Below are 24,626 nucleotides of genomic sequence, written 5' to 3'. Positions count from 1 at the left end.
TTTCACCGAGGCCAGGATCGCCTCGGACGCCGTGGTCGGACCCTATGCGCGCTTGCGCCCCGGTGCCGATATCCGGGAGGGTGCCCATCTCGGGAATTTCGTGGAAGTCAAAAAAGCCGTGGTTGAACCGGGTGCGAAGGTCAATCACCTGACCTATATCGGGGACGCCCGAGTGGGCGCCGGGGCGAATATCGGCGCGGGGACCATCACCTGCAATTACGACGGCTTCGGCAAGTATCACACCGATATCGGGGCGGGCGCCTTCATCGGCTCCAATTCCGCCCTGGTGGCGCCGGTGAGCATCGGCGACGGCGCCATCGTCGGGGCCGGTTCGGTGGTCACGGCGGATGTGCCGTCCGGCGCCCTGGCGGTGGCACGCGGCAGCCAGAAGGATATTCCCGGCTGGGCCGAACGGTTCCGCGAGCGCAAGCGTGCCGAGAAGGCCCAGCAACAGAAAAAGGAAGGTTGAGCCATGTGCGGCATCGTCGGCATCATCGGCAAATCCGAAGTGGCGCCCCTTCTGGTCGAAGGGCTGCGGCGGCTGGAATATCGTGGCTATGATTCGGCGGGCATCGCGACGCTGGTCGGCGGCGAGATCGAGCGCCGCCGCGCCGAGGGCAAGCTGTCCAATCTGTCCCAGCGCCTGAGTGACGCGCCGGTGGCGGGCAAGATCGGCATCGGCCATACCCGCTGGGCCACTCACGGCGTGCCGAACGAAGTCAATGCCCATCCCCATGCCTCTGCGCGCGTGGCCGTGGTGCATAACGGCATCATCGAGAACTTCCAGGACTTGCGCCGCGAGCTTCAGGACAAGGGCCATCGCTTCGACAGCGACACGGATACCGAAGCCGTCGTGCATCTGATTGACGAATATCTCTATCAGGGCTTGTCGCCCGAAGATGCCGTGGCCGCCGCCTTGCCGCGTCTGGAAGGGGCCTTCGCGCTGGGCATCCTGTTCGCCGGGCGCGACGACCTGCTGATCGCCGCAAGGCGCGGCTCGCCGCTGGCCATCGGCTGGGGTGACGGCGAGATGTATCTGGGCTCCGACGCCCTGGCTTTGGCCCCGCTGACCCAGCGCATCACCTATCTGGAAGACGGCGATTGGGCGGTGCTGCGCGCCGACGGCGTGACCATCCGCGACGGCGAAGGCCGCGTGGTCAACCGCCAGGTCCGCCAGACTGCCTTCTCGGGCGCGATGATCGGCAAGGGCGAACACCGCCACTTCATGCTCAAGGAAATCTACGAGCAGCCGCAGGTCATCGGCGACACGCTGAACACCATGTTCAATCCGGTGACGCGCACCATCACCCTGCCGGACCTGCCCTTCGAACTGGGCAAGGTGACGAAGGTGACGATCATCGCCTGCGGCACCTCCTATTATGCCGGGATGGTGGCGAAATACTGGCTGGAACGCATCGCCCGCGTGCCGGTGGAAGTGGATATCGCCTCGGAATTCCGTTATCGCGGCCCCGACATGCCGGAAGGCGGGCTGGCGCTGTTCATCTCGCAATCGGGTGAGACGGCGGACACCCTGGCCGCCTTGCGCTATTGCCGCGAGCAGGGGCAGCATGTGATGGCCCTGGTCAACGTGCCGGAAAGCACCATCGCCCGCGAGGCCGATGCCGCCCTGTTCACCGTCGCCGGGCCGGAAATCGGCGTGGCCTCGACCAAGGCCTTCACCACGCAATTGGTGGTGCTGGCCTGCTTCAGCCTCGCCCTGGGCTGCGCCCGCGGGGCGGTCAAGCACGATGTGGAGGCCCGCCTGTCCCAGGCCCTGGCCGAAGTGCCCTCGCGCGCCGTCGAGGTGCTGGCCAATGACAGCCGCCTGCGCGAGATCGCCCAGCAGGTGATGGAAGCCCGCGACGTGCTTTATCTGGGGCGCGGCACGGCCTATCCCATCGCCATGGAAGGGGCGCTGAAGCTCAAGGAAATCAGCTATATCCATGCCGAGGGCTATGCCGCCGGCGAGATGAAGCACGGCCCCATCGCCCTGATCGACGAAACCGTCCCGGTCATCGTCATCGCGCCGTCCGACGAATTGTTCGACAAGACGGCCTCGAATGTGCAGGAAGTGGTGGCGCGCGGCGGCAAGGTGATCTTCATCTCCGATGCCGAAGGCATCGAGAAGATGCGCGACCATTCCGTCTTCACCGTGGAACTGCCGCCGGTGGACAGCTTCGTCGCTCCGATCCTCTACGCCATCCCGGTCCAGCTTCTGGCCTATCACGTCGCCGTGGCGAAGGGCACCGATGTCGACCAGCCGCGCAACCTGGCGAAGTCGGTGACGGTCGAATAGAGGCCTTTTTCTTTTTGAAGCCTGAAGGGGCGAGGTTTTTCCTCGCCCCTTTTGCTTTGGGTTATTTGCTTTTCGCCGCCAAGGTTTCGCGTGTCTTGATCAGCGACACGATGATGCCGAGGGCCAGCAGGCCGGCGGTGACGCCCAGCGACAGCAGGGGATCGACCTTGCCGAAGAACTGGGCCCAGAAGATCTTGCCACCGACGAAGACCAGCACGGCGGCCAGGGCGTATCGCAGATATTCGAACCGGGCCACGATGGCGGCCAAGGCGAAATAGAGCGCGCGCAGGCCGAGGATGGCGAAGATGTTGCTGGTATAGACGATGAAGGGGTCGGTGGTGATGGCGAAGACCGCCGGGATGCTGTCCACCGCGAAGATCAGGTCGGAGATCTCGACCACGATCAGCGCCAGGAAAAGCGGCGTGACGTAGAGCTTGCTCGCCCCCTGTTCCGTCGCCTGGCGATGGAAGAAGTGGTTGCCGTGCAGGCTGTCCGTCACCGGCACGACCCGCCGCAAGGCGCGGACGAGGCGGCTTTGGCTGGGGTCGTCGGGGGTTTCGTCGGTGAACAGCATCTTGATGCCGGTGACGACCAGGAAGCCCCCGAACAGCCACAGCACCCAGTGGAACTCATGGACCAGGGCCGTCCCCAGGCCGATCATGATGCCGCGCAGGAGGATGACGCCCAGGATGCCCCAGAACAACACCCGGTGCTGATATTGACGGGGGATGGCGAAGGAGGCGAAGACCAGGGAGATGACGAAGACATTGTCCAGCGACAGGCTCTTCTCGACCAGGTAGCCGGTGAAGAATTCCATGCCGGAAGTGGCGCCGATGCTCCACCAGACCCAGAGGCCGAAGATACAGGCGACGGCGATGTAGAAGGCGGAAAGCAGCAGGCTTTCGCGCACCCCGATCTCGCGCTGGCGTCGGTGAAGAAGGCCGAGATCGAGGAACAGAAGGGTGATCACCACGGAGAAGAACAGCAGCCACGCCCAAAGGGGCGTGCCCAGCATTGGGTTGTCCAAGGCGGAATAAAGGGTCAGCATTGCTAGAACCCGCATGATCGATGCGCTGCGGAGGCGCAGGGGAGATTGGATCCGACATCGCAGCGAACGCCTTCGCTGCCAGAGGGGCCCGGATCCGGGGGCAGGGGCGGAAGCATGCGTGGGAAAAGCGCTTCACGCCCTCATGGCCGCTGAACGGCCATGAGGGAAATATTATGTTTCCCTCTCTTCCCTGCAAGGCAAAAGGGCAGGTGCAGGCGCGTCGGGATGAACCGCAGGCTGAGTGGTGCGGGCAGAGATGGGGGTAGCGCAAAAGGGAGGGGAGGGCTTATGACTTGGCGGAGGATGGCGGCAAACCCATGTGAAAACAGGAGGATTGTCGCTCATGCAGAACCCCCGCGCCCGGGTGTGGCCGGGCTTGCCGCATCCGCTCGGCGCGACTTGGGATGGTGCGGGTGTCAATTTCGCACTCTTCTCGGCCCATGCCGAAAAAGTCGAATTGTGCCTGTTCGATGCCCATGGCCAGCGCGAGATCGAACGGATCGTCCTGCCCGAATATACCGATGAAGTCTGGCATGGCTATCTGCCCCAGGCCATGCCGGGACAGCTTTACGGCTATCGCGTCTACGGCCCCTATGATCCGCGATCCGGCCATCGCTTCAATCCGAACAAGCTACTGCTCGACCCCTATGCCAAGTCGATCATCGGCAGTCTGCGCTGGTCGGACGCCCATTTCGGCTATCGCATTGGTCATCCCCGCGAGGACCTGTCCTTCGACCGGCGGGACAATGCGCGCGGCATGCCTAAATGCCAGGTGGTCGACACGGCCTTCACCTGGGGCGAGGAACGGCGGCCCAATGTAGAATGGAACCGCTCCATCTTCTACGAGGCCCATGTCAAGGGCCTGACCTGCCTGCATCCCGACATCCCCCAGCCCTTGCGCGGCACCGTGGCCGGACTGGCCTGGCCCAGCATGGTCGATCATATGAAGAGCCTGGGCGTCACCGGGCTGGAATTGCTGCCCGTCCATGCCTTCCTGGACGACCGCACTCTGGTGGAGAAGGGGCTGCGCAATTACTGGGGATACAATTCCATCGGCTATTTCGCGCTCGACCCGCGTTATCTGGCGACGGGACGGCCCAGCGAGTTCAAGGCGATGGTGCGGCGTCTGCACGACGCCGGGATCGAGGTGCTGCTGGACGTGGTCTACAACCATACCGCCGAAGGCAACCATCTCGGCCCGACCTTGAGCTTCCGGGGCATCGACAATGCCTCCTATTACAAGCTGGTGCCCAATGACCGGCGCTATTACTGGGATTCCACCGGCTGCGGCAATACCCTGGATGTCGGCCATCCGCGCGTCCTGCAACTGGTCCTGGATTCCCTGCGCTATTGGGTCCAGGAAATGCATGTGGACGGCTTTCGCTTCGACCTGACCTCGTCCCTGGCGCGCGAGGGGCTGTCCTATGATCCCGGTGCGGCCTTCTTCGACGCCATCCGCCAGGACCCGATCCTGTCGGCGGTCAAGTTGATCGCCGAGCCCTGGGACTTGGGGGCGGGGGGCTATCAGGTCGGCGGCTATCCCCCCGGCTGGTCGGAATGGAACGGCAAGTATCGCGACGCCGTGCGGCGTTTCTGGAAGGGAGATGCCGGGCTGATTCCGGAAATGGCCTCGCGCCTGGCCGGGTCGAGCGACCTGTTCAACCATCGCGGCCGCCGCCCCTGGGCCAGCGTCAATTTCGTCACCGCCCATGACGGCTTCACTCTTCACGACCTCGTGTCCTACAACCATAAGCACAACGAAGCCAATCTCGAGGACAACCGCGACGGCATCAACGAGAACGATAGCTGGAATTGCGGCGTCGAGGGACGGACGGATGATCCGGAAATCCTGAAGCTGCGGGCACGTCAGAAGCGAAACATGCTGGCGACTTTGCTGTTGTCACAGGGGGTGCCCATGCTGCTGGCGGGAGATGAGATCGGCAACAGCCAGGGTGGCAACAACAACACCTACTGCCAGGACAACGAGACCAGTTGGATCAAATGGGAGGAGGTCGATGAAACGATGCTGACCTTCGCCCGCGAAGTGGCGGCCATCCGCCACGCCCACCCGGTCTTCCACCGCTCGCGTTTCTTCCGGGGGCGTTCGGAAGGCGGATATGCCGATATCCTGTGGTTGCGCCCCGATGGTTCCGAGATGTCGGAGGAGGATTGGCAATATGGCGAGGCGCGGACATTGGGAATGCTGCTGACCGGCGATCCGGGCGATTACTACACCACGCCGGCCGGACAACGGGAATGGGACCGGGCCTTCCTGCTGCTGCTCAACGCCCATCACGAGCCGATGGAATTCGCCTTGCCCGCCGCACCCGGATGGGAATTGTTCATCGATACCTTCGCCGAGGACGGGTTGGGAGGCATGAGGCGGTATGACGGCGGCGCCGTTTTCCAATTGCAGGGGCGCTCGCTGGCTCTCCTCGCTCGTCGCGACAGTTAGCGCAGAAGCGCATACAGGAGGGAAGCATGCAGATTATTGGCGCCATTATCATTGGCCTGATCGTTGGCATCATTGCCAAATTCCTGATGCCGGGCCGTGATCCCGGCGGCTTCATCATCACCATCCTGATCGGTATCGCCGGCTCGGTGGTGGCGACCATGGCCGGACGTGCCATCGGCTGGTATGCGGAAGGCGAGGCGGCAGGCTTCATCGCTTCGATCCTGGGGGCGATGTTCCTGCTCTGGGTCTACCGGATGGTCACCCGGCGGAGCGGCAGGAGAAGCTAGAAGCGCTCCGCGTCTCTCGCTAGACTGCCTCCATGACGAACTGGCTCAAGATCGTGGAAAGCCTTGCCCCCGCTTCGCTGGCGGCGGGCGAGGCGGGCAGCTTGCTCGAAGACGGCTGGCAGGATCCGGACGGCGTGGCCCTGCTGCGCCTGATGGCCGGGCTGGAGGAGCCCTTCACCTGGCACCGCAGCGGCTCTTCCCTGGGCCTGGATGCCGCCCCTTTCGGTATCCGCATCTTCGGCCTCGATCCCGAACATCTTGCGGAAGGGCTGGACTATCTGGCCCGGCGCCTGGACGCGGAACTGCCCGCCGCCCAGGCCGAGGCGGAACGGGACAGGCTGGACCTGGAACCGGTGCTGATGCAGCGCCTGCACCGCCTTTTCGTCATCCCCCGCCCGGACCAGCCCCCGGGCGTCGCCTTCCGTATCGAAGCCGAACGCCCCGCAGACCGCCTCCAGCGCCCCCTCGCGACACCGGACATGCCGGTGGTCGAGGATCATCGGCGGTTCTGAAGGGAAGATAGGCACGGCCCATGCCCGTCAGGAAAGAATCTGCGACTAAACTTCCGGGTCCGCCCCGCCCTTCGAGACGCCGCTGACGCGGCTCCTCAGGACGAGGCTAATGCATTGCTTTCATCAACAAGATAAATCTCATGCTGAGGAGCCCCGCAGGGGCGTCTCGAAGCATGGGCCAGGGCGCAGGCTCCCTCCTCGCCTATCTTCATACTAGCCTTCTGCTCAGAGGGCTGCGCGTCGGAAGGGACGCACCCCACTCTTAATCCACATCCACCGCAATCGCCGTCTCGTTCTTATAGCAATCCATGGCGAAATGGGTGCGGAACCGGCTGACGGTGGGGTCGTGGTGGAAGAGGCGGTCGCAGAGGGCGCGGTATTCCTTCATGTCCTTCAATTGCATCACCACCACGAGATCCGGCTCGCCGGTGACGGACCAGGCCTGAAGGACGGCGGGTTCCTGGCGCAGGCGGGTGACGATGTCCTGGCGCTGGGCAGCGCCGTGGTGGTCGAGGATCACCTCGACGATGGCCGTCAGGCCGCGTCCCAATTGGTCGGCATCGGCCAGGGCGACGATCTTGCGTAAGGCACCGCTCTCCCGCAGGCGCTGGACCCGGCGCAGGCAGGAGGAGGGGGAAAGGGCCACGCGCTGGGCCAGTTCGGCATTGGTCAGCGAGGCATCTTCCTGCAATTCCGCCAGGATGCGGCGGTCGATTCGATCCATCTGCAAGATTTCACCACTTCAGCCTCTTCTATGGCGATTTATGCCATAAAAGAACAAAGTTTGACCACCTATTCCGCTCCTTCCGCGCTATTCCTCTTAGGCCTTCCAACCCTGAGACGAGCTGCGCCCATGGCGTTCCTGACCGGCATCTTCCGCGACACCCTCAGCCTCTACTGGACCCTGGTCAAGATCATGGTGCCGGTGATGATCGTCGTGAAAGTGGCGGTCAGTCTGGGGCTGGTCTCGGTCCTGGCGGTGGTTTTCGAGCCCCTGATGCTGATGGTCGGGCTGCCGGCGGAATACGGGCTGGTCTGGGCGACTGCCTGTCTCGTCAACATTTACGGCGGGGCCGCGGCGTTGTTGGGGGTGTTGCCCGAAGTGCCGCTGACGGTGGCCCAGGCGACGGTCCTGGGCAGCATGATCCTTGCGGCCCATTCCCTGCCCATCGAGCAGCGGGTCTGCCAGAAGGCGGGTGCGAGCATCGTCTTCACCACGGCCCTGCGCTTCGCCGCCGCCATCGTCTATGGCGCCTTGTTGAACCTGTTCTATTCCAGTTTCGATCTGTTGCAGCAGCCGGTGCAGATCGCTTGGCTGCCCAGCACACCCGCCGATGCCGGATGGGTGGAATGGGGGATCAACAGCCTGATCTCGCTGGGGACCATCTTCTTCATCATCCTGGCGCTGATTACCCTGCTGCGACTGTTCGACCTGCTGGGCGTGACGCGGCTGTTGTCGAAGGCCCTGGCGCCGCTGCTGCGGCTGATGGGAATCGGTTCGGCGGCGACCTCGCTGACCCTGGCCGGGGTGCTGCTGGGCCTGTCCTATGGCGGCGCGCTGATCATCCGCGAGGCCCAGGCCGGGCATATGAACTCGCGCGACATCTTCCTCTCCGTCTCCTTCATGGCGATCTGCCACAGCCTGATCGAGGATACCCTGTTCATCATGGCCCTGGGCGGCCATTGGAGCGGAATCCTGATCGGACGGGTCGTGTTTTCCATCCTGGTGATGATCCTGCTGGCCCGAATCGTCCATGCCATGCCCGACGATATGCTTCATCGCTGGTTCGTGCGGCCGGCTCGGGCTTGAACTTTCCGTCTGGTTGAGCCAAGCTGTCGGCTATTCCAAGGGGGGTCCCGGCAAGGGGCTGAGATACCGACAGGCGGAAACGCGGCGCGGTGACCCTTAGAACCTGATCCGGGTCATGCCGGCGAAGGGATGGAACCAGCCCGCCCATCATGGCGTTTCCTGCCTCCGCAGACTCCCGGATCCTAGCCCAAAACAGGGAGGATTCTGTGAGCAATATCCCATTTTCCGTCACCACCGGGCCGCTGCCCTCCTCGCGCAAGGTCTATCGTCCGGGGCGCCTGTTCCCGGATCTGCGCGTCGCCATGCGTGAGATCGACCTGGACCCTTCGGCCAATGAAGCGCCGCTGGCGGTCTACGATCCTTCCGGTCCCTATACCGATCCCGCAGCCAGTATCGACATCGCCAAGGGCCTGCCGGAACTGCGCCGTTCCTGGATCGAGGCGCGCGGTGATGTCGAGGAAGTCGAAGGCCGCGCGGTGAAGCCCGAGGACAACGGCCGCAAGGCGGGCGAGGAAAGCCCGGTTCCGGTCTTCGACCGCGCCGGCCGCCGCCCGCTGCGCGCCAAGCCCGGCCGCAACGTCTCGCAGCTGCATTACGCCCGGAAGGGCATCATCACCGCCGAGATGGAATATATCGCCATCCGCGAGACCCTGGCCCGCGAGGAGGCCCAGGACAAGGGCCAGCCCTTCGGCGCCAAGATTCCTGCCGTGGTGACGCCGGAATTCGTGCGCGACGAGATCGCCGCCGGCCGCGCCATCATCCCGGCCAACATCAACCATCCGGAAGCCGAGCCGATGATCATCGGCCGTAACTTCCTGGTGAAGATCAACGCCAATATCGGCAATTCCGCCGTCACCTCCTCGGTGGCCGAGGAAGTGGAGAAGATGGTCTGGGCCACCCGCTGGGGGGCCGATACCGTGATGGACCTGTCCACGGGCCGCGACATCCATACCATCCGCGAATGGATCCTGCGCAACTCGCCCGTGCCCATCGGCACCGTGCCGATCTATCAGGCGCTGGAAAAGGTCAACGGCAAGGCCGAGGAACTGACCTGGGAGCTGTTCCGCGACACGCTGATCGAACAGGCCGAGCAGGGTGTGGATTACTTCACCATCCATGCCGGTGTGCGTCTGGCCCATATCCCGCTGACGGCCAACCGCGTGACCGGCATCGTCTCGCGGGGCGGGTCGATCATGGCGAAATGGTGCCTCGCCCATCACAAGGAGAATTTCCTCTACGATCATTTCGAGGAAATCTGCGAGATCATGAAGGCCTATGACGTGTCCTTCTCGCTGGGCGACGGCTTGCGTCCCGGCTCGATCGCGGATGCCAATGATGCCGCCCAGTTCGCCGAGCTGGAAACGCTGGGCGAGCTGACCAAGATCGCCTGGCGCCACGACGTGCAGGTGATGATCGAAGGGCCGGGTCACGTGCCGATGCACAAGATCCAGGAGAACATGACCAAGCAGCTGGAAGTCTGCGACGAGGCGCCGTTCTACACGCTTGGCCCGCTCACCACGGATATCGCGCCCGGCTACGACCACATCACCAGCGCCATCGGGGCGGCGATGATCGGCTGGTTCGGCACCGCCATGCTTTGCTATGTCACGCCCAAGGAGCATCTGGGCCTGCCGGATCGCGAAGACGTGCGCGTCGGCGTGGTGACCTACAAGCTGGCGGCCCATGCCGCGGACCTGGCGAAGGGGCATCCGGCCGCCCGCCAGCGCGATGACGCCTTGTCGCGGGCCCGCTTCTCCTTCCGCTGGCGGGACCAGTTCAACCTGTCGCTGGATCCCGAGAAGGCCGAGGAATTCCACGACCAGACGCTGCCCGCCGAGGGCGCCAAGGTGGCGCATTTCTGTTCCATGTGCGGACCGAAATTCTGCTCGATGAAGATCAGCCAGGAAGTGCGCGACGCGGCCAAGGCCGCCGAGGGCATGGCGGAGAAATCGGCGGAATTCCGCGCCAAGGGGGCAGAAATCTATCTGGAAGCAGGGGAGTAGGGAAGAGCCGCATCCTGGGTAGGGCCTGCCCCGGTGGTAGGATGTCACGGACGGGACGTTGAGGCGGGATGGTCAACTCGGCCATCCTGCCGGTCCCCGCAAGCCTTATTTGCGGGTGTCTATGCTGAACGACATGGAGAGACTTGCATGGCGACCGGTACCGTCAAGTGGTTCAATGCCACCAAGGGTTATGGCTTCATTGTGCCAGAGGATGGAGGGAAGGACGTCTTCGTCCATGTCACCGCCGTCCAGCGCGCCGGAATGGACAAGCTCGATGAAGGCCAGAAGGTCGAATACGAACTGATCAAGGACCGTGGCAAGGTTGCGGCGGGAAACTTGACCCTGCCCAACTAACTGAACCGCTCAACGGCCGGCCTGCAAGGACGGACTGACGAGCGATCGGGCGGCCCCGGAAAGGGGCCGCTTTTTTCATGGGGAGGAGGGCTTCAGCGAGGCAGGAGAGGGCTGCGGCAGGCCCCTCGGGGCGGCCGTCCTGCGGCGGTCGACGCCGCCCGGCGGGGTGAGATGCATCTGGCGGCGGCAGGGGCCGATATAGCCGGGCATGCGGATGAAGGGGCGGGGGTGGTAGATGTTCTGGTGGATCCGCCGGAACAACCCCTCGGCCGAGACCGGCTTGATCAGGAAATCGTGGATGCCGGCATTGCGGGCATCGATGACCGAACGGGAGTCGTTCTGCCCCGACACCATGATGATGGGGATTTCCTCGTTCTGGCGCCCGGCTTCGCCCTTGCGGACCAGCAGGGTGAAATCGATGCCGTTGAGGATGGGCATCTCGTTGTCGAGCAGGATCACGTCCACGCGCTGTTCGCGCAGAATCTCCAGCCCAGCCGCGCCGTCGGGAGCCTCGACCACCTGGCGCAGGTCATAAGTAAAGAGGGCGTTCTTGATGAAGCTGCGGGCATATCGACTGTCGTCGATGACCATGTAAGTCAGCGCCGTCAGGTCAATCATGCGCGACATCTGTTCTAAATGCCGCTGCTCGTTTAGGGCCCTGATGTCCATATTCGGTTCCCCTCACGGCGACCGGCGCCGGTTTTTATTTTGCTGCTTTGCAAGATGTTAAGCGTGCTTAACCATAGACATCCATGATCCAGATCAAATCCCGTTACGGTAGATGCCTTGCGTCATGGCGGTAATTGCGCTTCAATCATTTGCAAAGAGAGGACAGCTTTGCTGGCCACGGCAGGGAGCCGGGGAATGAAAAGCGTATATTCGGACGGCAAGGTGAGGGCGCAGCGTGAAGCCGTGGGCCTGACGCAGCGCCATGGCCCCGCCGCCCGCTCCGTCGCCGCCTGCAAGGCCTCGGCCGCCCTGTCCTGCGGGGACCTCGCCGATTGGCGCTTCTGGGCCGCCGTTTTCCGGTTGCTGCCCCAGGACAAGCTCAAGTCGGCACGGGTGCGGAAACGAAGACCGCTTCCTCCGCGTTCGCCCCGGATTTCCCATTCCCGCCCCGCCACCCGCAGGCTGTTTTCGCCGCTTCACTGAGTTTTCCTTAGGTCCGGACAAGACTTCACGCTCCCCTTCTGCCCCCTTTGCTTGTTGGCGTTCCTGAGGAATACTGATAATATTTTTCGGGTTATAGGCGCAGGAGGGGTGAATGATCGTTAAGGAACTCGGAGCCTGCCAGTTTCAGAACACGCATATGCATGCCGCTCACTCTGCCGAGGAGCGGATCGCCACCACTTTGCGGCATGCCTTTGAAGATGCTGGAAATGTCTTCGTGTTCAACGACTTGCGCCTGGATTGCGGGGGAGAGGCGGTCGAGATCGACCATCTGGTCCTGCACCGCTTCGGCTTCATCGTGATCGATAGCAGGAGCATCCATGACAGCGTCGAGATCGATGCGGTAGGCCAGTGGAACTGCTTCTGCGACGGCGCGCCAAGGGGAATTTCCTCGCCCGTCGGCCTGGGACGGGCGCGGCTGGATTTCCTGCGGAAATATTTGAGCCATCACACCCTGTCCATCTTCGGCAGGCTGTTCGGTCTTCAGGCCGATCTTGCCGGCCGGGCTTATGACTTGATCGTGGCGGTGCCCGACGAGGGGCGGGTCAAGTCCTATGGGGATGCGGCGCTGCCGGCGGAGCTTTGCATGGCCGGGCAGGTGGCCGAGCGGGTGCGGGCGATCATCGACGGCTATGGCGGCCTGCGCTCGGTGTCCTACGAGGGGCAGCCCGCCTTCTGGGTCAAGGATATGGAAAGCATCTGCCGCTTCCTGGCCGACCACGACCAGCCTTTCCGGATGGGGGTCTGCTGAGAATAAAGTCTGTTCTGCACCGCATCGTCACCCCCGCGAAAGCGGGGGGCCATGTGGGGGCTTGTGGAGATGCGAACCGCTCAATACTGATGCTGCGGCAGTATGGATTCCCGCTTTCGCGGGAATGACGATGAGAGCAGGTGTTTTCCGCAGCCTGTTAACGTCCGCTCTTCAGGCCGGAGCGGCTTCATTCATGGGAACGAGACGCAGGCGGCGCCCGTCTTCCGACAGGCCCAGCGCGACGCGGCCATGCTTGAGCTTCAGCGCGTCCTCGCCGAAGAGCTGGCGGCGCCAGCCCTGCAGGGCGGGGACCTCGGCCTTGTCGTCGGCGGCGATGAGTTCCAGGTCCGAAGCCGAGGCGACAAGACGCTGGGCGACGCCATGCTCGTCGCATTTCATCTTCAGCAGGACTTTCAGCAGATCCACCACCGGCGCCATGCCCTTGGGCAGGTCGACGCGCTGCTCGACCGTCGGGCATTCGCTGTCGGGCCGGGCGACGCCCCGCATCACGGCTTCCAGCACCGCCGTCCCCTGGCGTCCTTCGGCGAAGGCGCGGGACATGCCGCGAGTGCGCGACAGGTCGGCGGCGTTGTTGGGGGCGTGGGCCGCGATTTCCATCAGGGCCTCGTCGCGCAGGACGCGCTGGCGCGGCAGGTCGCGTTCCTGGGCCTCGCGCTCGCGCCAAGCGGCCAGTTCACGCAGCACGTTCAGGAAGCGCGGGCTGGTCGAACGCGGCTTGAGGCGGCGCCAGGCGGATTCGGGATGGGTCTGGTAGGTGGCGGGATCGGTCAGGACCGCCATTTCCTCTTCCAGCCAAGAAATGCGGCCGTTCTTGTCCAGCTTGCGCTTCAGCTTCTCGTAGACCACGCGCAGATGGGTGACGTCCGACAGCGCGTAATCCAGCTGGCGGTCGGTCAGCGGACGGGCCGACCAGTCGGTGAAACGCATGGTCTTGTCGATGCGGGCGCGGGCCAGTTGCGTGGCCAGCGTTTCATACCCCACCGAATCGCCGAAGCCGCAGACCATGGCCGCCACCTGCGTGTCGAACAGCGGATGGGGGATGGCATTGGCCAGATGCAGGAAGATTTCCACGTCCTGGCGCGCGGCATGAAATACCTTCAGCACCTTGGGATTGGCCATCAACGCGAAGAGCGGCGCCAGATCCATGTCGGGCGCCAAAGGGTCGATGGCCACCGCTTCTTCAGGTCCCGCCACCTGGACCAGGCAGAGCTGGGGCCAGAAGGTCTTTTCGCGCATGAATTCAGTATCGACTGTAATGAATTCCACCTGCGCGTGGCGGGCGCAAAAATCGGCGAGGGCGATGGAGTCGGAAATGAGAGTCATGAATGCAATATACGCAACCGCCAGCCCGGCGCAAGCGGCTCGACTGTTGACAAAGGCAAGTCTGCCGCTTCACTTTACCCTCTCCCTGTAGTCTTGGCGCCCCGGCGGGGGCAACGCGGCGCAAAAGGCGGCAATAAAATCAAAATGGCGGACAAGTTAAAATTTCCTGCAGTGACCTATCCGGAGCTGCCCGACAGCATCGAACTGGACGCGCAACAGAAGCGTCGCCTGATCGCGGCCGTCAAAACGGTGCTGACTCGTCTGCATGAGGCCGGTTTCGTCCGCGAGGCGGACTATACGAAGGTCATCGGCAGGCCGACTCTGCTTCACGCTTTCATTACCGCCTACCGCCAGAATCCGGAACTGGCCGAGGATCTGGTGGTGGATGCCAAGGGGCGGCCGGTGCGCGACGCCGATACGCCGCTGGTCTGCGGGGCCACCCTGGCCCAGGTCATGCAGATGCTGATCTTCACCTGCGCCAAGCGGCTGTTCACCGAAGTCGATACCAAGATCGCGGCGAAACAGACTCAGTCTGCGGCCAAATCCGGCGGCGGCGGGCTGTTCCGCCGCAAAGCCGAACCGGCACCGGTCAAGAGCGGCGTCACCGATGCCGAACGCCGTTTGGCGGATCTGCGCCCCTTGCTGGCCTTCGACTGGCAATTGCCGCTGCTGCGTCTCTATTACGTCTTCTTCGACCGACAGCAATTGGCGGAATTGGGGCGGGACCTTCTTCTGCTGCGCACGCCGGAAAGCCTGGAGGCAGTGGCGACCTGCGACGTGAACCAGATGCGCAAGGTCCGCCAGGTGCTGCGCCAGGACTTCTCGGCCATGCTTGCCGCCAAGCCCCAGGCCATGCGCGGCATCGCCTATTGGGACCCGCAGAAATATCCGCTGATGGTCGAGGCGCTGGGCGCGAAGGTGTGGGATTTCTATGCCCGCGACATAGACTTCCTGGATTTCTGCGCCGATCTGGAACCGGAGCGGATACAGGTCCTGGGGCCGCTTATGGCGACCATCGCCGCTGAATCGATCCGTGCCTTCGACCGCGTCTCGCCCGAGAAGATGAAGCTGCTGCTGAGCGGGCTGGCGGTGGAGATCGGCCCGGATTTCGTGCTTCTGATGAACGAGCCGGGTTTCGGGCGGCATGCCTTGCCGTCGATCGTCCAATCCTTTGCGGGCCTGGACGTGGAGCCCGAGCAGTTCCGCGAAGTGGTCCGGCTGAAAGGGGCGGCGCTGAAATCTTCGTTGGCCGGCCTGATCGAGAAGCGCCGGGCGGCGCGCGCCGCCCCTGGCGACGAGTAAGGTCTGCCCTTCGAAGCCTTGACAAAAGCGGGGGGGCATGTGCTCTTACCGCCCTATTTCCCTGCCGAATGAACCGAAGGAAGAAGGGTTCTCCATGCACCAGTACCGCACCCACAATTGCGGCCAGCTCCGGCTCTCCGATGCCGGTTCCGCCGCCCGCCTTTCGGGCTGGGTCCATCGCAAGCGCGACCATGGCAATCTGCTGTTCGTCGACCTGCGCGACCATTACGGGGTGACCCAGTGCGTGGTGGACGTCTCCAGCCCCGTCTTCCAGACCCTGGAAGCGGCCCGCCCGGAAAGCGTCATCCGCGTCACCGGCAAAGTGGTGGGCCGCAGCCCCGAAACGGTGAATTCCAAGCTGCCCACCGGCGAGATCGAAGTGCAGATCCAGGAAGTGGAGATCCTGTCGACTGCCGATGTGCTGCCCATGCAGGTGGCCGGCGACCAGGAATATCCCGAGGACATGCGCCTGCGTTACCGCTATCTGGACCTGCGCCGCGAGAAGGTGCATGCCAATATGCTGCTGCGCTCGAAGGTCATCCAGTCGCTGCGCCAGCGCATGATCGACCAGGGTTTCGTCGAATACCAGACGCCGATCCTGACCGCGTCGAGCCCCGAAGGCGCGCGTGACTATCTGGTTCCCTCGCGCCTGCATCCGGGCAAGTTCTACGCGCTGCCCCAGGCGCCCCAGCAGTTCAAGCAATTGCTGATGGTGGCCGGGTTCGACCGCTATTTCCAGATCGCCCCCTGCTTCCGTGACGAAGCCGGCCGCGCCGACCGCAGCCCCGGCGAGTTCTACCAGCTCGACTTCGAGATGAGCTTCGTCACCCAGGACGACGTGTTCAACGCCATCGAGCCGGTGCTGCATGGCGTGTTCGAGGAATTCGGCGGCGGCCGTGCCGTCACGCCCTATCCCTTCCCGCGCATCGCCTATGACGATGCCATGCTGAAATACGGCTCGGACAAGCCCGATCTGCGCAACCCGCTGATCATTTCCGACGTCACCGAAGCCTTCCGCGGCTCGAATTTCGGTATCTTCGCCAAGAATATCGACAAGGGCGCCATCGTCCGCGCCATTCCGGCGCCGGGCGCCGGTGACCGCCCGCGCAGCTTCTTCGACAAGCTGAACGACTGGGCGCGTTCGGAAGGCGCGGCGGGCCTGGGCTACATCATCTTCGCCGAGGGTGAGGCCAAGGGCCCGATCGCCAAGAACCTGGATGCCGACCGCATCGCCATGATCGCCCAGGCGACCGGCGCCAAGCCGGGCGATGCCGTCTTCTTCGTCTGCGACCGCAAGCCGGTGGCCGAGAAGTTCGCCGGTACCGTGCGTACCCGCATCTGCAACGAACTGGACCTGCTGGAAAAAGACGTCTTCAAGTTCTGCTGGACCGTCGATTTCCCGATGTACGAGCTGAACGAAGAGACCAACCAGATCGAGTTCTCGCACAACCCGTTCTCCATGCCCCAGGGCGGGCTGGAAGCGCTGGAGACGATGAACCCGCTGGAGATCAAGGCGTTCCAGTACGACATCGTCTGCAACGGCGTGGAGCTGTCCTCGGGCGCCATCCGTAACCACCGCCCCGACATCATGTACAAGGCCTTCGAGATCGCGGGCTATGACAAGGAGCATGTGGAAGAGCATTTCGGCGGCATGCTGAATGCCTTCAAGTTCGGCGCGCCGCCCCATGGCGGTTCGGCTCCCGGCGTGGACCGCATCGTCATGCTGCTGGCCGACGAGCCCAATATCCGCGAAGTCATCCTGTTCCCGATGAACCAGCAGGCCCAGGACCTGCTGATGGGCTCGCCCGCCGAGGTGGCCCCGGAAAGGCTGCGGGAGCTTCACCTGAAGCTGCACCTGCCCCAGGCCAAGAAGACCGGGCCCGATGCGGGCTCGGCGCCGCAGGGTTCGTAAGACGACGGAAGGAAGGGGAACCGGAAGGTTCCCCTTTTTTCTTGCGGGGGGTTCTCATGCGGAGGGGCTTCCTCCGGACGCCGGATTGCATCGGATGGGGTGGACTCCCACCTGCTGATTCAACAATAGGCTTCGGCTGAAGGAGCGAAGATGACGCCAAGAGAGAAGAGGTATGTCCTGGCGCCGGACTGGACTCCGCCGGGGCGTTTCTGGATGGCCTGGCCGCCCGCAGGCCCCGACCGTTCGGGCGACCGGCTGGCCGATGCCCGCAGCGCCGTCGCCGACCTGGCGCGGCATGTCGCCGAAATGGGCCCGGTGACGATGCTGGCCAATCCTTCCGAAGCCGCCGAGGTATCGCTGCGCTGCGGCGCCGGGGTGGGCGCCATGCCGGTCGATCATGATGCCTGCTCCATGCGGCTGATTGGGCCGGGTTTCCTCGTCGACGAGGAGGGCAGGCTGGCCGGCGGCGTCGATTGGGGCAGCGGATTGGTGGCCGGCGAGGTGCTGGGTCATCTGCGTCTGCCGTCCTTTCCCTGCCAGGCCGAGCTGCGGCCCGGCATCCTGGATGTGGACGGGCAGGGGACATGCCTGGTCACCGAGGACGTCCTGGCCGCGACCGGCCTGGGCAAGGAGGAGGCCGAAGAGATCCTGGCCCATTCCGCCGGCATCGAATGCGTCCTGTGGCTGAGGGGGGGATTGGTGGGCCATACCCCCGATCTCGGCCCGACGCTCGGGCGTTTCCTGGCGCCGGGGCTGGTCATGCTGCCCATGGCGAACGGCACGGGCGAGGAGGAGCATCCGGTTTATACCGAAAACCTCCGGCGTCTCCGCCGGGCTTACGATGCCCGGGGAAGGCGGATCGAGGTCGTGGAGGTGGTTCAGCCCAAACGCCGCGAGACCGCCCCCGACGGTACGCCGCTGCCGTTGAGCTATGCCAATTGCTTCGTCGGCGACGGCATCATCCTGCTTCCCGCCTTCGAGGACGGGCGCGACGACATGGCCTATGACGCCGTCGTCTCGGCGATGATGGATCACAAGGTGATCTCCTTCCCGGTGCTCGACCTGATCTATGGCGGCGGCGGATTGGGGGCCGCCATCCTCGCCCAGCCCAAGGTCGCGCCGTCCTGACCGTTTCCCACACGCAGCCATGCAAGGGGGCTGGTGGAGCGCTGCGGTGGCGCTATATTGGAGGATAGTGATCTGAAGGAGCGGACATGACGGGTGTGATCTTGGCAAGGACCGGGGTTATGGGCGGGGCTGTGGCGATGGCCTTGCTGGCCGGTCTGGGCGCGGCGCAGGCTGCCAATCTGACCCCTCATCGCGCCGTCTATCAGATGAGCCTGGCTTCGACCCAGACGTCGAGCGGCATCTCCGCCGCCACCGGCACCATGAGCTATGAATTCAGCGACAGCTGCGACGGCTGGACGGTCCAGAACCGGACCACCCTGCTGCTGGCCTATACCGAGGGCGGGCAGGTCGAAAGTACCTGGGACTTCGCCACCTGGGAAGCCAAGGACGGGCTGAACTACCGTTTCCGGGTCCGCTCCACCCGCGACGGCGTGCTGACTGAACAGGTCAGCGGCACGGCGCGCCTGGACGGCCCCAACCAGGGCGGCGAGGCCATCTTCGAACAGCCCGAAATGCGCATGGAACTGCCGCCGGGAACGCTCTTCCCGACCCAGCACACCACCGGCCTGCTCAAGGCGGCGGCGGGGGACGGGCGTTTCCTCTCGGACGTCGTCTTCGACGGGTCGAGCGAGGACAATCCGTTCTTCGTCGGCACAGCCATAGCCGGCCGCCAGCCCGCAGAGCCCGGCGGTACCGCCTCGGCATCAGGGGTCTTGTCCCATCCGCTGCTGGCCGCGCCCTCCTGGCGCATGGTCATGGCCTTCTTCCCGGCCGAGGACAACGCGGAACAGCCCGATTACGAAGTCTCGCTGCGCTATCACGAGAATGGCGTGGCGCAGGAGCTGGTCCAGAATTTCGGCAATTTCTCCCTGCGCGGACGGCTGGAAAGCCTGGAGGCCCTACCCAGGCCCGATTGCTGATCCGCGATATCGGAGAGGACGGGTGCGCAACGGGAGCGGGAAGAACCGCCTGGAAACTTGATCCCGCGCAAGGTCGTCGCCAGATTCCGGGGTAGACTGGCGGCATGGACAAAGCGATGGAGACTTCCCCCACAGCCGTTGCGCCCGCCGACGTTGCCCCGCAGGGGGCGGCGCCCCGGCGCTTCCGTTTGCTGTATCTCTGCCTGGGCTGGCTGTGCGTTGGCCTGGGCGTGATCGGGGCGGTATTGCCGGTCATGCCCACCACGCCTTTCCTGCTGGTGGCCCTGTGGGCCTTTTCCCGCTCTTCCCAGCGCTTCCATGACTGGCTCTACCATCATCCCCGCTTCGGGCCGACCCTGCGGGCCTGGCGGCGGCATCGGGTCATTCCCGCCCGCGCCAAGCTGACCGCCTTGGCCGCCATGGTGGCCAGTCTGACCTATGTCAGCTTCTTCGTCGCCGAGAGCTGGATACTGCCTGCCGTCATCGCCGCTTTCATGTCCATGCCGGCGGCCTTCATCCTTTCTTGTCCCTCTTCCGTTCCCGCCGAAACGGAAAGCTGACCCCTTCCACCCCCCTGTCCGGCCCTTTTCCTAGCATTTCTGCGCTTTGCCGCACGGAAAGCACTGGACGAAAGAGGCGCTACACGGTAACAGGGCCTTTCTGTTCCCGTTCAAGGATGCACACATGAACAAGAGTGAACTTGCCGCTGCCGTTGCCCTGTCGTCCGGTCTGACCGTCAGCGACAGCACCAAGGCCGTCGATGCCGTCTTCGCTGCCATTTCCGACAGCCTGAAGAACGGCGAAGAAGTACGCCTGGTCGGTTTCGGCAGCTTCAGCGTGGCCGAACGTGAGGCGCGCCAGGGGAAGAATCCCCGCACCGGCGAGACCATTGAGATCCCCGCTGCCAAGGCCGTCAAGTTCAAGGCCGGCACGCAGCTCAAGGACGCCGTCAACGAGTGACGCTTCCAAGCGACGGGCGCCGCGCATTCCTGTACGGCGCCCGTGCTGGCCAGAGCCCCCGGATGGGGGCTTTTTTTATGCGCTTCCCGTTTTATACGCTTCCCTGCGTGGGCCTTGCCTTCACATATCTGATCTGTCCGTCCGCCAGGCGTCCCGCCTCCTGCCAGCCCTGGCGGCGGTAGAAGTCATGGGCGCGCAAGGCGGGATCGCCGCCGGTGGCGAGCCAGATTTCCTCGTTCTGCCGGAACAGCCAGTCCTCCGCCCTGTGCAGCAGGGCCTTGCCCAGGCCTCGGCCCTCATGGGCGGGATGGACGAAGAGAGCGAAGACCGCATTCCCCCGCGCCATGGCGAAGGCCACGGGCTCGCTGCCGCTTTCCGCGATCCAGGCGCGGGCCGTGCCGGCGCGCAGCATTTCCGCGACGCTTTGCAGGGTGACGCCGATGGCGGCCAATTCCTCGATGGATTGGTGGTTCTCGCGGACGCTGGTGCGGATGGCGAAAAGGGCGGGGGCGTCGGCTTCGGTGGCGGGGCGGATCTGGGGCTGGTCTGCGGCCATCGCGGTCGTTCCTGCAAAAGAAAAAGCCCGCCTATGGCAGCAGGCGTCACATGTGACGCAAGCAGCGATCAGCGGCCGTTGAGGCGCGCGCCAAGGGCAGAGGGCCAGCATATAAAATTAGAGCGCGACGCAGATTTACTGTGTCACGCTCTAAGAAGAGGTTGGCTTTTCGCCAAGTAACAAAAGGTTTTAGTGGATGTTTTTTCCGCCGATCCGGGTGACGAAGCCCGATTCGTCGGTTTCCACTTCGCCCTTCTTTTCTTCCTCGGCGGAGGCTTTCTTGCGCGGGCGGCGGGCGGGCGCCTTGCGCGCCGGCTTCTTGCCTTCCTCCGGGGCAGGGGTCTCGGCCGGGGGCGGCTCCAGCTGGAATTCCGGCTGGGCGGCTTCCGGTGCCGGAGTCTCGGCCGGGGCGGGAGCGGGCGTGACGGCGGGAGGCTGGGTGTCCTGCGGCACCGCCTTGGCGGTGCGGCGCGGTCCCAGTCCGGCCTTAACCGCGTCGCTGACCTTCTTCGCAGGCGGCTGCGGAGCGGGCGGCGTCTGCTGGGGCGCAGGACGGGCCGGGGCTTCCTGGCGCGCCTGCTGGCGCAGCGCGGCCGGCTGGCCGGCCTGCGGGGCAGGGGCGTCGGGCACGTCGAGGCCGCGGCGGCGCGCCCAGTCACGGCCCTGGTCGGTCAAGCTGATGACCGGATCCTGTTCCGAGAAATCGCGGGCGATATAGCGGTTGTGGTGCAGACCGGCAAGAACCGGACCGATCCGTTCGGGCGGCAGGGCGCTGCCCTGGGCGAAGATGCTCTGGCGGGTCGAGCCGCCCAGGCGGCACAATTCGCGAAGGGCTTGGTTGCCGTAATCGGCGGAGGAGATCCTGGTCTCGTTCATGCCATCGCAATCCGAAGGCGCGTCTTCCGCAAAAGCGCGGCACGCAACATGGCGCAAGTCCCGCCGAATGAGGCGCGGTCCTGGACCGGGCATTATACCTGCGGGATCGTGAATTGGGAATGAATGGCGGAAGTGACGGGGCTCGAACCCGCGACCTCTGGCGTGACAGGCCAGCGCTCTAACCAACTGAGCTACACCCCCGCAGCGTCAGGGCGCCTCTTCTATCAATGCTTTGGTTCCAAGGCAAGAGGAAAAATTGGCCGGATGCGCCATGCATCCTGCAAAGGCAGGATAACACCATTGGCCGGTTTGAACGAACCCGTATGGCATGCAGGATATGGCCCAGCACACCGAACGGAAAGATGTCAGGAGGACTTCGATGAAATCTCACCTGCTTCGCCTGCCCGGACTAGCAATTGCCGGCTTCGCCCTGGCCGCCGCCGGGGCCACCGATGCGGTGGCACAACAACAAAGTGAACGGGTTTCCGCCGGCGCCGTCATGGCCGGCACGCCCTATTTCTCGGGCAGCCTGGGCTATACCTTCCCGCAGAACGGCGACATGGCGACGGGCAGCCTGGGCATGGATAACGGCATCAACGCCAATGCCGCCTTGGGTTGGGATTTCGGCCGCCCCGGCAGCGGTCCCCGCGTCGAGGCCGAAGTCGCCTTCCGCCGCAACGGCGTCAGCGACGGCGGCGATGTCGACATCTGGAGCGGCATGGCCAATGCCTATTGGGATTTCGATTTCGGCATGCCGATCCGTCCCTATGTGGGCGGGGGCGTCGGCATCGCGCGGGTGGATTATCGCGGCGTCACCGGGCCGGGTGGCGAATACATGACCGGCGATTCCAGCGATTTCGCCTGGCAGGCCATGGCGGGGGCGTCCTGGAGCGTGAATGAACGCACCGACCTCTATGGCGGCTGGCGCTACTTCAATGTGCCCGACAGTTCGGCCAATACGGCGCTCGGCAGCGTCAATGTCGACGACCTCGACAGCCATGCCATCGAGGTGGGCGTGCGCTGGCGCTTCTGATCAGGTGTTTCCCGCAAGGCAGATCGTGTAGGATTCGGCGATCCGGCGTAAGGAGACGAAGATGGCCGAGATCGTCAATCTGAACCGTTATCGCAAGGCCCGGCGGCGAGCCGAGGAGGCCCGCAAGGCCGAAGAGAACCGGGTCCGCTTCGGGCGCAGCAAGGCCGAGCGCGACAAGCAGCGACGGGAAAACGATCTGCGTGAAAAGCAATTGGACGACAAGGTAGTCGACGACGACACTCGTATCGAGTGAAGAAAGAAGAGGCCGCCCGACAGATCCGGGCGGCCTCTTCCGCTTTCCCTTTCCGCCTCGACGTTGTATCAAATCCCTCAGGCTTCTCGGGCCCGCCCGGCTTGTCCGGGCAATGGGGCCAAGGAATGGGGGACGAGGTGTCCAAGGCTATGGTTATGATGCGCCGGGCGCGGCAGGTGATCGCGGGGATGGGGGGCGCGGCGCTGCTCGCGGGATGTGTCGCGGCTCAGGATCCCGATGCCTTCTGGAGCGATTCCGCCTATTGGAGCGGCGGTCATTCCGACCGGGCCATCGTGGCCGTGGCCAAGGGCGATTATGCTGAAGCCGAGCGCCAGGCCGCGCAGGCTCTGCGCGACCACCCCAACGATCCTTATGCCTTGCTGGCTGCGGCCATCTCCTTCGACCAGAGCGGCCGCCCCAATCTCGCCCGGCAATATTACGAGACGATCCTGGCCCTGCAGCCGAGCGGCAATGTCGCCATCGGAACGGGGGCGGGGCCGCGCCCGATCGTCGATGTCGCCGGGGAACGCCTGGCGGCTCTCGAGGCCCTGCCGCGTCATGGGGCGGCATTGCCGCAGAATAGTCCGGCTTCTCCCCGCGCGGTCGCGGCGGCCCATCGGGCGGAAATCCCCGGCCAGGACCCGGTGGTCCAGCGCTTCCTGATCATGGCCCGGCTGCTTGATGAAGGGCTGATGACGCGGGACGAATACGACCGCCGCCGCAATGCCAATATCGGTGCGCTGCTGCCCTATTCCTCGCTTCCTCCGGCGGCGGGGCTCGACCGGCCCGTGCCGGGTGGCGACGAAGTGGCCCAGCGCCTGCGCGCCATCGGGCAGGCGCTGGAACGCGGCGCGGTGACGCCGCGCGAACATGGGGCGGAACGGAATGTCATTCTCGATGCGCTGATGCCGGCACAGGCGCGGGAACAGGCGGCCCCGCCGCCGAGGCCGAGGGACGTGCTCGAGGTTGCCCAGGCGATGGGGCGGCTCGAGCGCCTGCGCGAGGACGATCTGATCACCGATCCGGAATATCTGCGCGAAAAGGTCGCCCTCGAAGGGATACAGATGCAATTGGCCGGGGAACCGACGCCGGAAGAAGCCGGGGTCGTCCTGTTGCCGACTTCCATCCTGCCGAACGGCGCTCCGCCCGCCTCGGCCACGTCTCCGGCGCCGCCGCCGTCGAAACCCGCGGCTACCGCCCGGCCGGCACCGGCCAGAACGCCCGCGGCCGTGACGGCCCTGCATCTCGCCTCCTTGCGGTCAGAAAGCCAGGCGCGCCGGGAATGGGAATCGCTGAAGAAACGTTTCCCCGAATTGCTGGACCCGCTGCACTTGACGGTGGCGCGGGTCGATCTCGGGGACGGGAAGGGCGTCTTCCATCGCGTCATGGCCGGACCGGTCACGGCGGCCCAGGCCGAGACCTTGTGCCGCGAGTTCAGGCAGCGGCGGCAATTCTGCGAACCGGGCAGCCTCGAGTGATTTTCGGGCATGTGACAATTTTCTGAAAAACCCGTTGACAGGGGGCGGTGGGAAGGACAACATAGCCACCTCGCCGGACGGACCGGGTGACCGGTTGGTACGGCGGGCCAGAGTTTTCGAAAGGCTCCCGGTTCCGGGGGCGGCGCTTTGAGCGCCACGTTCTTTGACAAGTGAAGAC

25 protein-coding genes, 1 tRNA gene and 1 riboswitch are annotated in these 24,626 nt (G+C 64.5%); of the genes, 19 read left to right on the top strand and 7 right to left on the bottom strand.

The genetic code is table 11. The features are described from left to right. Together EPD66_RS22245 and glmS are read left to right on the top strand one after the other, a co-directional pair. The coding region (locus tag EPD66_RS22245; RefSeq protein WP_304650141.1) for a DapH/DapD/GlmU-related protein at positions 1-469 on the top strand (469 nt) is incomplete at its 5' end. A gap of 3 nt (positions 470-472) precedes the next feature. Beyond that, the gene (glmS, locus tag EPD66_RS22240) at positions 473-2,296 is read left to right on the top strand and encodes a glutamine--fructose-6-phosphate transaminase (isomerizing) (RefSeq protein ID WP_142850767.1); all 1,824 of its coding nucleotides are present in this window, start codon (positions 473-475) and stop codon (positions 2,294-2,296) included. A 61-nt stretch (positions 2,297-2,357) separates the two neighbouring features. Here glmS and EPD66_RS22235 read toward each other — a convergent pair whose 3' ends face one another. Continuing rightward, on the bottom strand, positions 2,358-3,311 hold the full coding sequence (locus tag EPD66_RS22235) for a TerC family protein (RefSeq protein WP_255448612.1): 954 nt from the start codon (positions 3,309-3,311) through the stop codon (positions 2,358-2,360). Positions 3,312-3,687: 376 nt separating this feature from the next. Here EPD66_RS22235 and glgX point away from each other — a divergent pair, with 376 nt between their 5' ends. From glgX to EPD66_RS22220, 3 genes are read left to right on the top strand one after another with little or no spacing between them, the layout of a single operon-like run. Then, a complete protein-coding gene (gene glgX, locus EPD66_RS22230; protein WP_142850765.1) occupies positions 3,688-5,799 on the top strand; it encodes a glycogen debranching protein GlgX in 2,112 nt (703 codons plus the stop codon). 26 nt (positions 5,800-5,825) lie between these two features. Continuing rightward, entirely contained in the window at positions 5,826-6,086 is a 261-nt protein-coding gene (locus EPD66_RS22225) for a GlsB/YeaQ/YmgE family stress response membrane protein (RefSeq protein ID WP_142850764.1), read from the top strand. Positions 6,087-6,118: 32 nt separating this feature from the next. Further along, entirely contained in the window at positions 6,119-6,598 is a 480-nt protein-coding gene (locus EPD66_RS22220) for a hypothetical protein (protein WP_142850763.1), read from the top strand. 262 nt (positions 6,599-6,860) lie between these two features. On the opposite strand, the gene EPD66_RS22215 is transcribed toward EPD66_RS22220, so the two are convergent. Further along, positions 6,861-7,322 (bottom strand): Lrp/AsnC family transcriptional regulator, encoded by a 462-nt coding sequence (locus tag EPD66_RS22215; protein ID WP_142850762.1) that lies wholly within the window; start codon positions 7,320-7,322, stop codon positions 6,861-6,863. 129 nt (positions 7,323-7,451) lie between these two features. Between EPD66_RS22215 and EPD66_RS22210 the strand changes: the two genes are divergently transcribed. From EPD66_RS22210 to EPD66_RS22200, 3 genes are all read left to right on the top strand, one after another. Continuing rightward, a complete protein-coding gene (locus tag EPD66_RS22210; RefSeq protein ID WP_142850761.1) occupies positions 7,452-8,408 on the top strand; it encodes a hypothetical protein in 957 nt (318 codons plus the stop codon). A 28-nt stretch (positions 8,409-8,436) separates the two neighbouring features. Then, positions 8,437-8,555, top strand: a riboswitch (TPP riboswitch). 59 nt (positions 8,556-8,614) lie between these two features. Beyond that, the gene (gene thiC / locus EPD66_RS22205) at positions 8,615-10,411 is read left to right on the top strand and encodes a phosphomethylpyrimidine synthase ThiC (RefSeq protein WP_370511913.1); all 1,797 of its coding nucleotides are present in this window, start codon (positions 8,615-8,617) and stop codon (positions 10,409-10,411) included. 147 nt (positions 10,412-10,558) lie between these two features. Next, entirely contained in the window at positions 10,559-10,765 is a 207-nt protein-coding gene (locus EPD66_RS22200) for a cold-shock protein (protein ID WP_142850759.1), read from the top strand. A 75-nt stretch (positions 10,766-10,840) separates the two neighbouring features. On the opposite strand, the gene EPD66_RS22195 is transcribed toward EPD66_RS22200, so the two are convergent. Beyond that, the gene (locus EPD66_RS22195; RefSeq protein WP_185961570.1) at positions 10,841-11,392 is read right to left on the bottom strand and encodes a two-component system response regulator; all 552 of its coding nucleotides are present in this window, start codon (positions 11,390-11,392) and stop codon (positions 10,841-10,843) included. Positions 11,393-11,629: 237 nt separating this feature from the next. Here EPD66_RS22195 and EPD66_RS22190 point away from each other — a divergent pair, with 237 nt between their 5' ends. Beyond that, entirely contained in the window at positions 11,630-11,917 is a 288-nt protein-coding gene (locus EPD66_RS22190) for a hypothetical protein (RefSeq protein ID WP_142850757.1), read from the top strand. A gap of 112 nt (positions 11,918-12,029) precedes the next feature. Next, positions 12,030-12,686: a nuclease-related domain-containing protein gene (locus EPD66_RS22185; RefSeq protein WP_142850756.1), complete on the top strand. Its 657-nt coding sequence runs from the start codon at positions 12,030-12,032 to the stop codon at positions 12,684-12,686. Positions 12,687-12,857: 171 nt separating this feature from the next. Here the strand turns inward: EPD66_RS22185 and rnd are convergent, their stop codons facing one another. Continuing rightward, entirely contained in the window at positions 12,858-14,030 is a 1,173-nt protein-coding gene (rnd, locus tag EPD66_RS22180) for a ribonuclease D (protein WP_142850755.1), read from the bottom strand. A 171-nt stretch (positions 14,031-14,201) separates the two neighbouring features. Between rnd and EPD66_RS22175 the strand changes: the two genes are divergently transcribed. The 6 genes from EPD66_RS22175 (at position 14,202) to EPD66_RS22150 (ending at position 20,252) form a co-directional block, all read left to right on the top strand. Further along, on the top strand, positions 14,202-15,332 hold the full coding sequence (locus EPD66_RS22175; protein WP_142850754.1) for a hypothetical protein: 1,131 nt from the start codon (positions 14,202-14,204) through the stop codon (positions 15,330-15,332). A 94-nt stretch (positions 15,333-15,426) separates the two neighbouring features. Further along, positions 15,427-17,244 (top strand): aspartate--tRNA ligase, encoded by a 1,818-nt coding sequence (aspS, locus tag EPD66_RS22170; RefSeq protein WP_142850753.1) that lies wholly within the window; start codon positions 15,427-15,429, stop codon positions 17,242-17,244. A gap of 150 nt (positions 17,245-17,394) precedes the next feature. Further along, positions 17,395-18,372 (top strand): agmatine deiminase family protein, encoded by a 978-nt coding sequence (locus EPD66_RS22165; protein ID WP_142850752.1) that lies wholly within the window; start codon positions 17,395-17,397, stop codon positions 18,370-18,372. A gap of 86 nt (positions 18,373-18,458) precedes the next feature. Then, complete coding sequence (locus EPD66_RS22160; RefSeq protein ID WP_142850751.1) at positions 18,459-19,292, top strand: cell envelope integrity EipB family protein; 834 nt, start codon at positions 18,459-18,461, stop codon at positions 19,290-19,292. A 116-nt stretch (positions 19,293-19,408) separates the two neighbouring features. Then, on the top strand, positions 19,409-19,852 hold the full coding sequence (locus EPD66_RS22155) for a YbaN family protein (protein ID WP_142850750.1): 444 nt from the start codon (positions 19,409-19,411) through the stop codon (positions 19,850-19,852). Positions 19,853-19,952: 100 nt separating this feature from the next. Then, positions 19,953-20,252, top strand: coding sequence for an HU family DNA-binding protein (locus EPD66_RS22150; RefSeq protein ID WP_255448613.1), 300 nt, complete (start codon positions 19,953-19,955; stop codon positions 20,250-20,252). Positions 20,253-20,343: 91 nt separating this feature from the next. On the opposite strand, the gene EPD66_RS22145 is transcribed toward EPD66_RS22150, so the two are convergent. From EPD66_RS22145 to EPD66_RS22135, 3 genes are all read right to left on the bottom strand, one after another. Further along, the gene (locus EPD66_RS22145) at positions 20,344-20,808 is read right to left on the bottom strand and encodes a GNAT family N-acetyltransferase (protein ID WP_142850748.1); all 465 of its coding nucleotides are present in this window, start codon (positions 20,806-20,808) and stop codon (positions 20,344-20,346) included. Between the two features lie 189 nt (positions 20,809-20,997). Further along, positions 20,998-21,684: a hypothetical protein gene (locus EPD66_RS22140; protein WP_142850747.1), complete on the bottom strand. Its 687-nt coding sequence runs from the start codon at positions 21,682-21,684 to the stop codon at positions 20,998-21,000. Between the two features lie 124 nt (positions 21,685-21,808). After that, positions 21,809-21,885, bottom strand: a tRNA-Asp gene (locus tag EPD66_RS22135). Between the two features lie 178 nt (positions 21,886-22,063). Between EPD66_RS22135 and EPD66_RS22130 the strand changes: the two genes are divergently transcribed. The 3 genes from EPD66_RS22130 to EPD66_RS22120 all read left to right on the top strand — a co-directional run bounded on the left by EPD66_RS22130 (position 22,064) and on the right by EPD66_RS22120 (position 24,448). Further along, entirely contained in the window at positions 22,064-22,717 is a 654-nt protein-coding gene (locus EPD66_RS22130) for an outer membrane protein (protein ID WP_185961569.1), read from the top strand. A gap of 61 nt (positions 22,718-22,778) precedes the next feature. Further along, complete coding sequence (locus EPD66_RS22125) at positions 22,779-22,970, top strand: DUF4169 family protein (protein WP_142850745.1); 192 nt, start codon at positions 22,779-22,781, stop codon at positions 22,968-22,970. Between the two features lie 149 nt (positions 22,971-23,119). After that, a complete protein-coding gene (locus tag EPD66_RS22120) occupies positions 23,120-24,448 on the top strand; it encodes a hypothetical protein (protein ID WP_142850744.1) in 1,329 nt (442 codons plus the stop codon). Positions 24,449-24,626: the final 178 nt, after the last annotated feature.

This window comes from Telmatospirillum sp. J64-1, assembly GCF_006980715.1.
Taxonomy (GTDB): domain Bacteria; phylum Pseudomonadota; class Alphaproteobacteria; order Rhodospirillales; family Magnetospirillaceae; genus Oleiliquidispirillum; species Oleiliquidispirillum nitrogeniifigens.
This window is presented reverse-complemented; position numbering and strand designations above follow the sequence as displayed.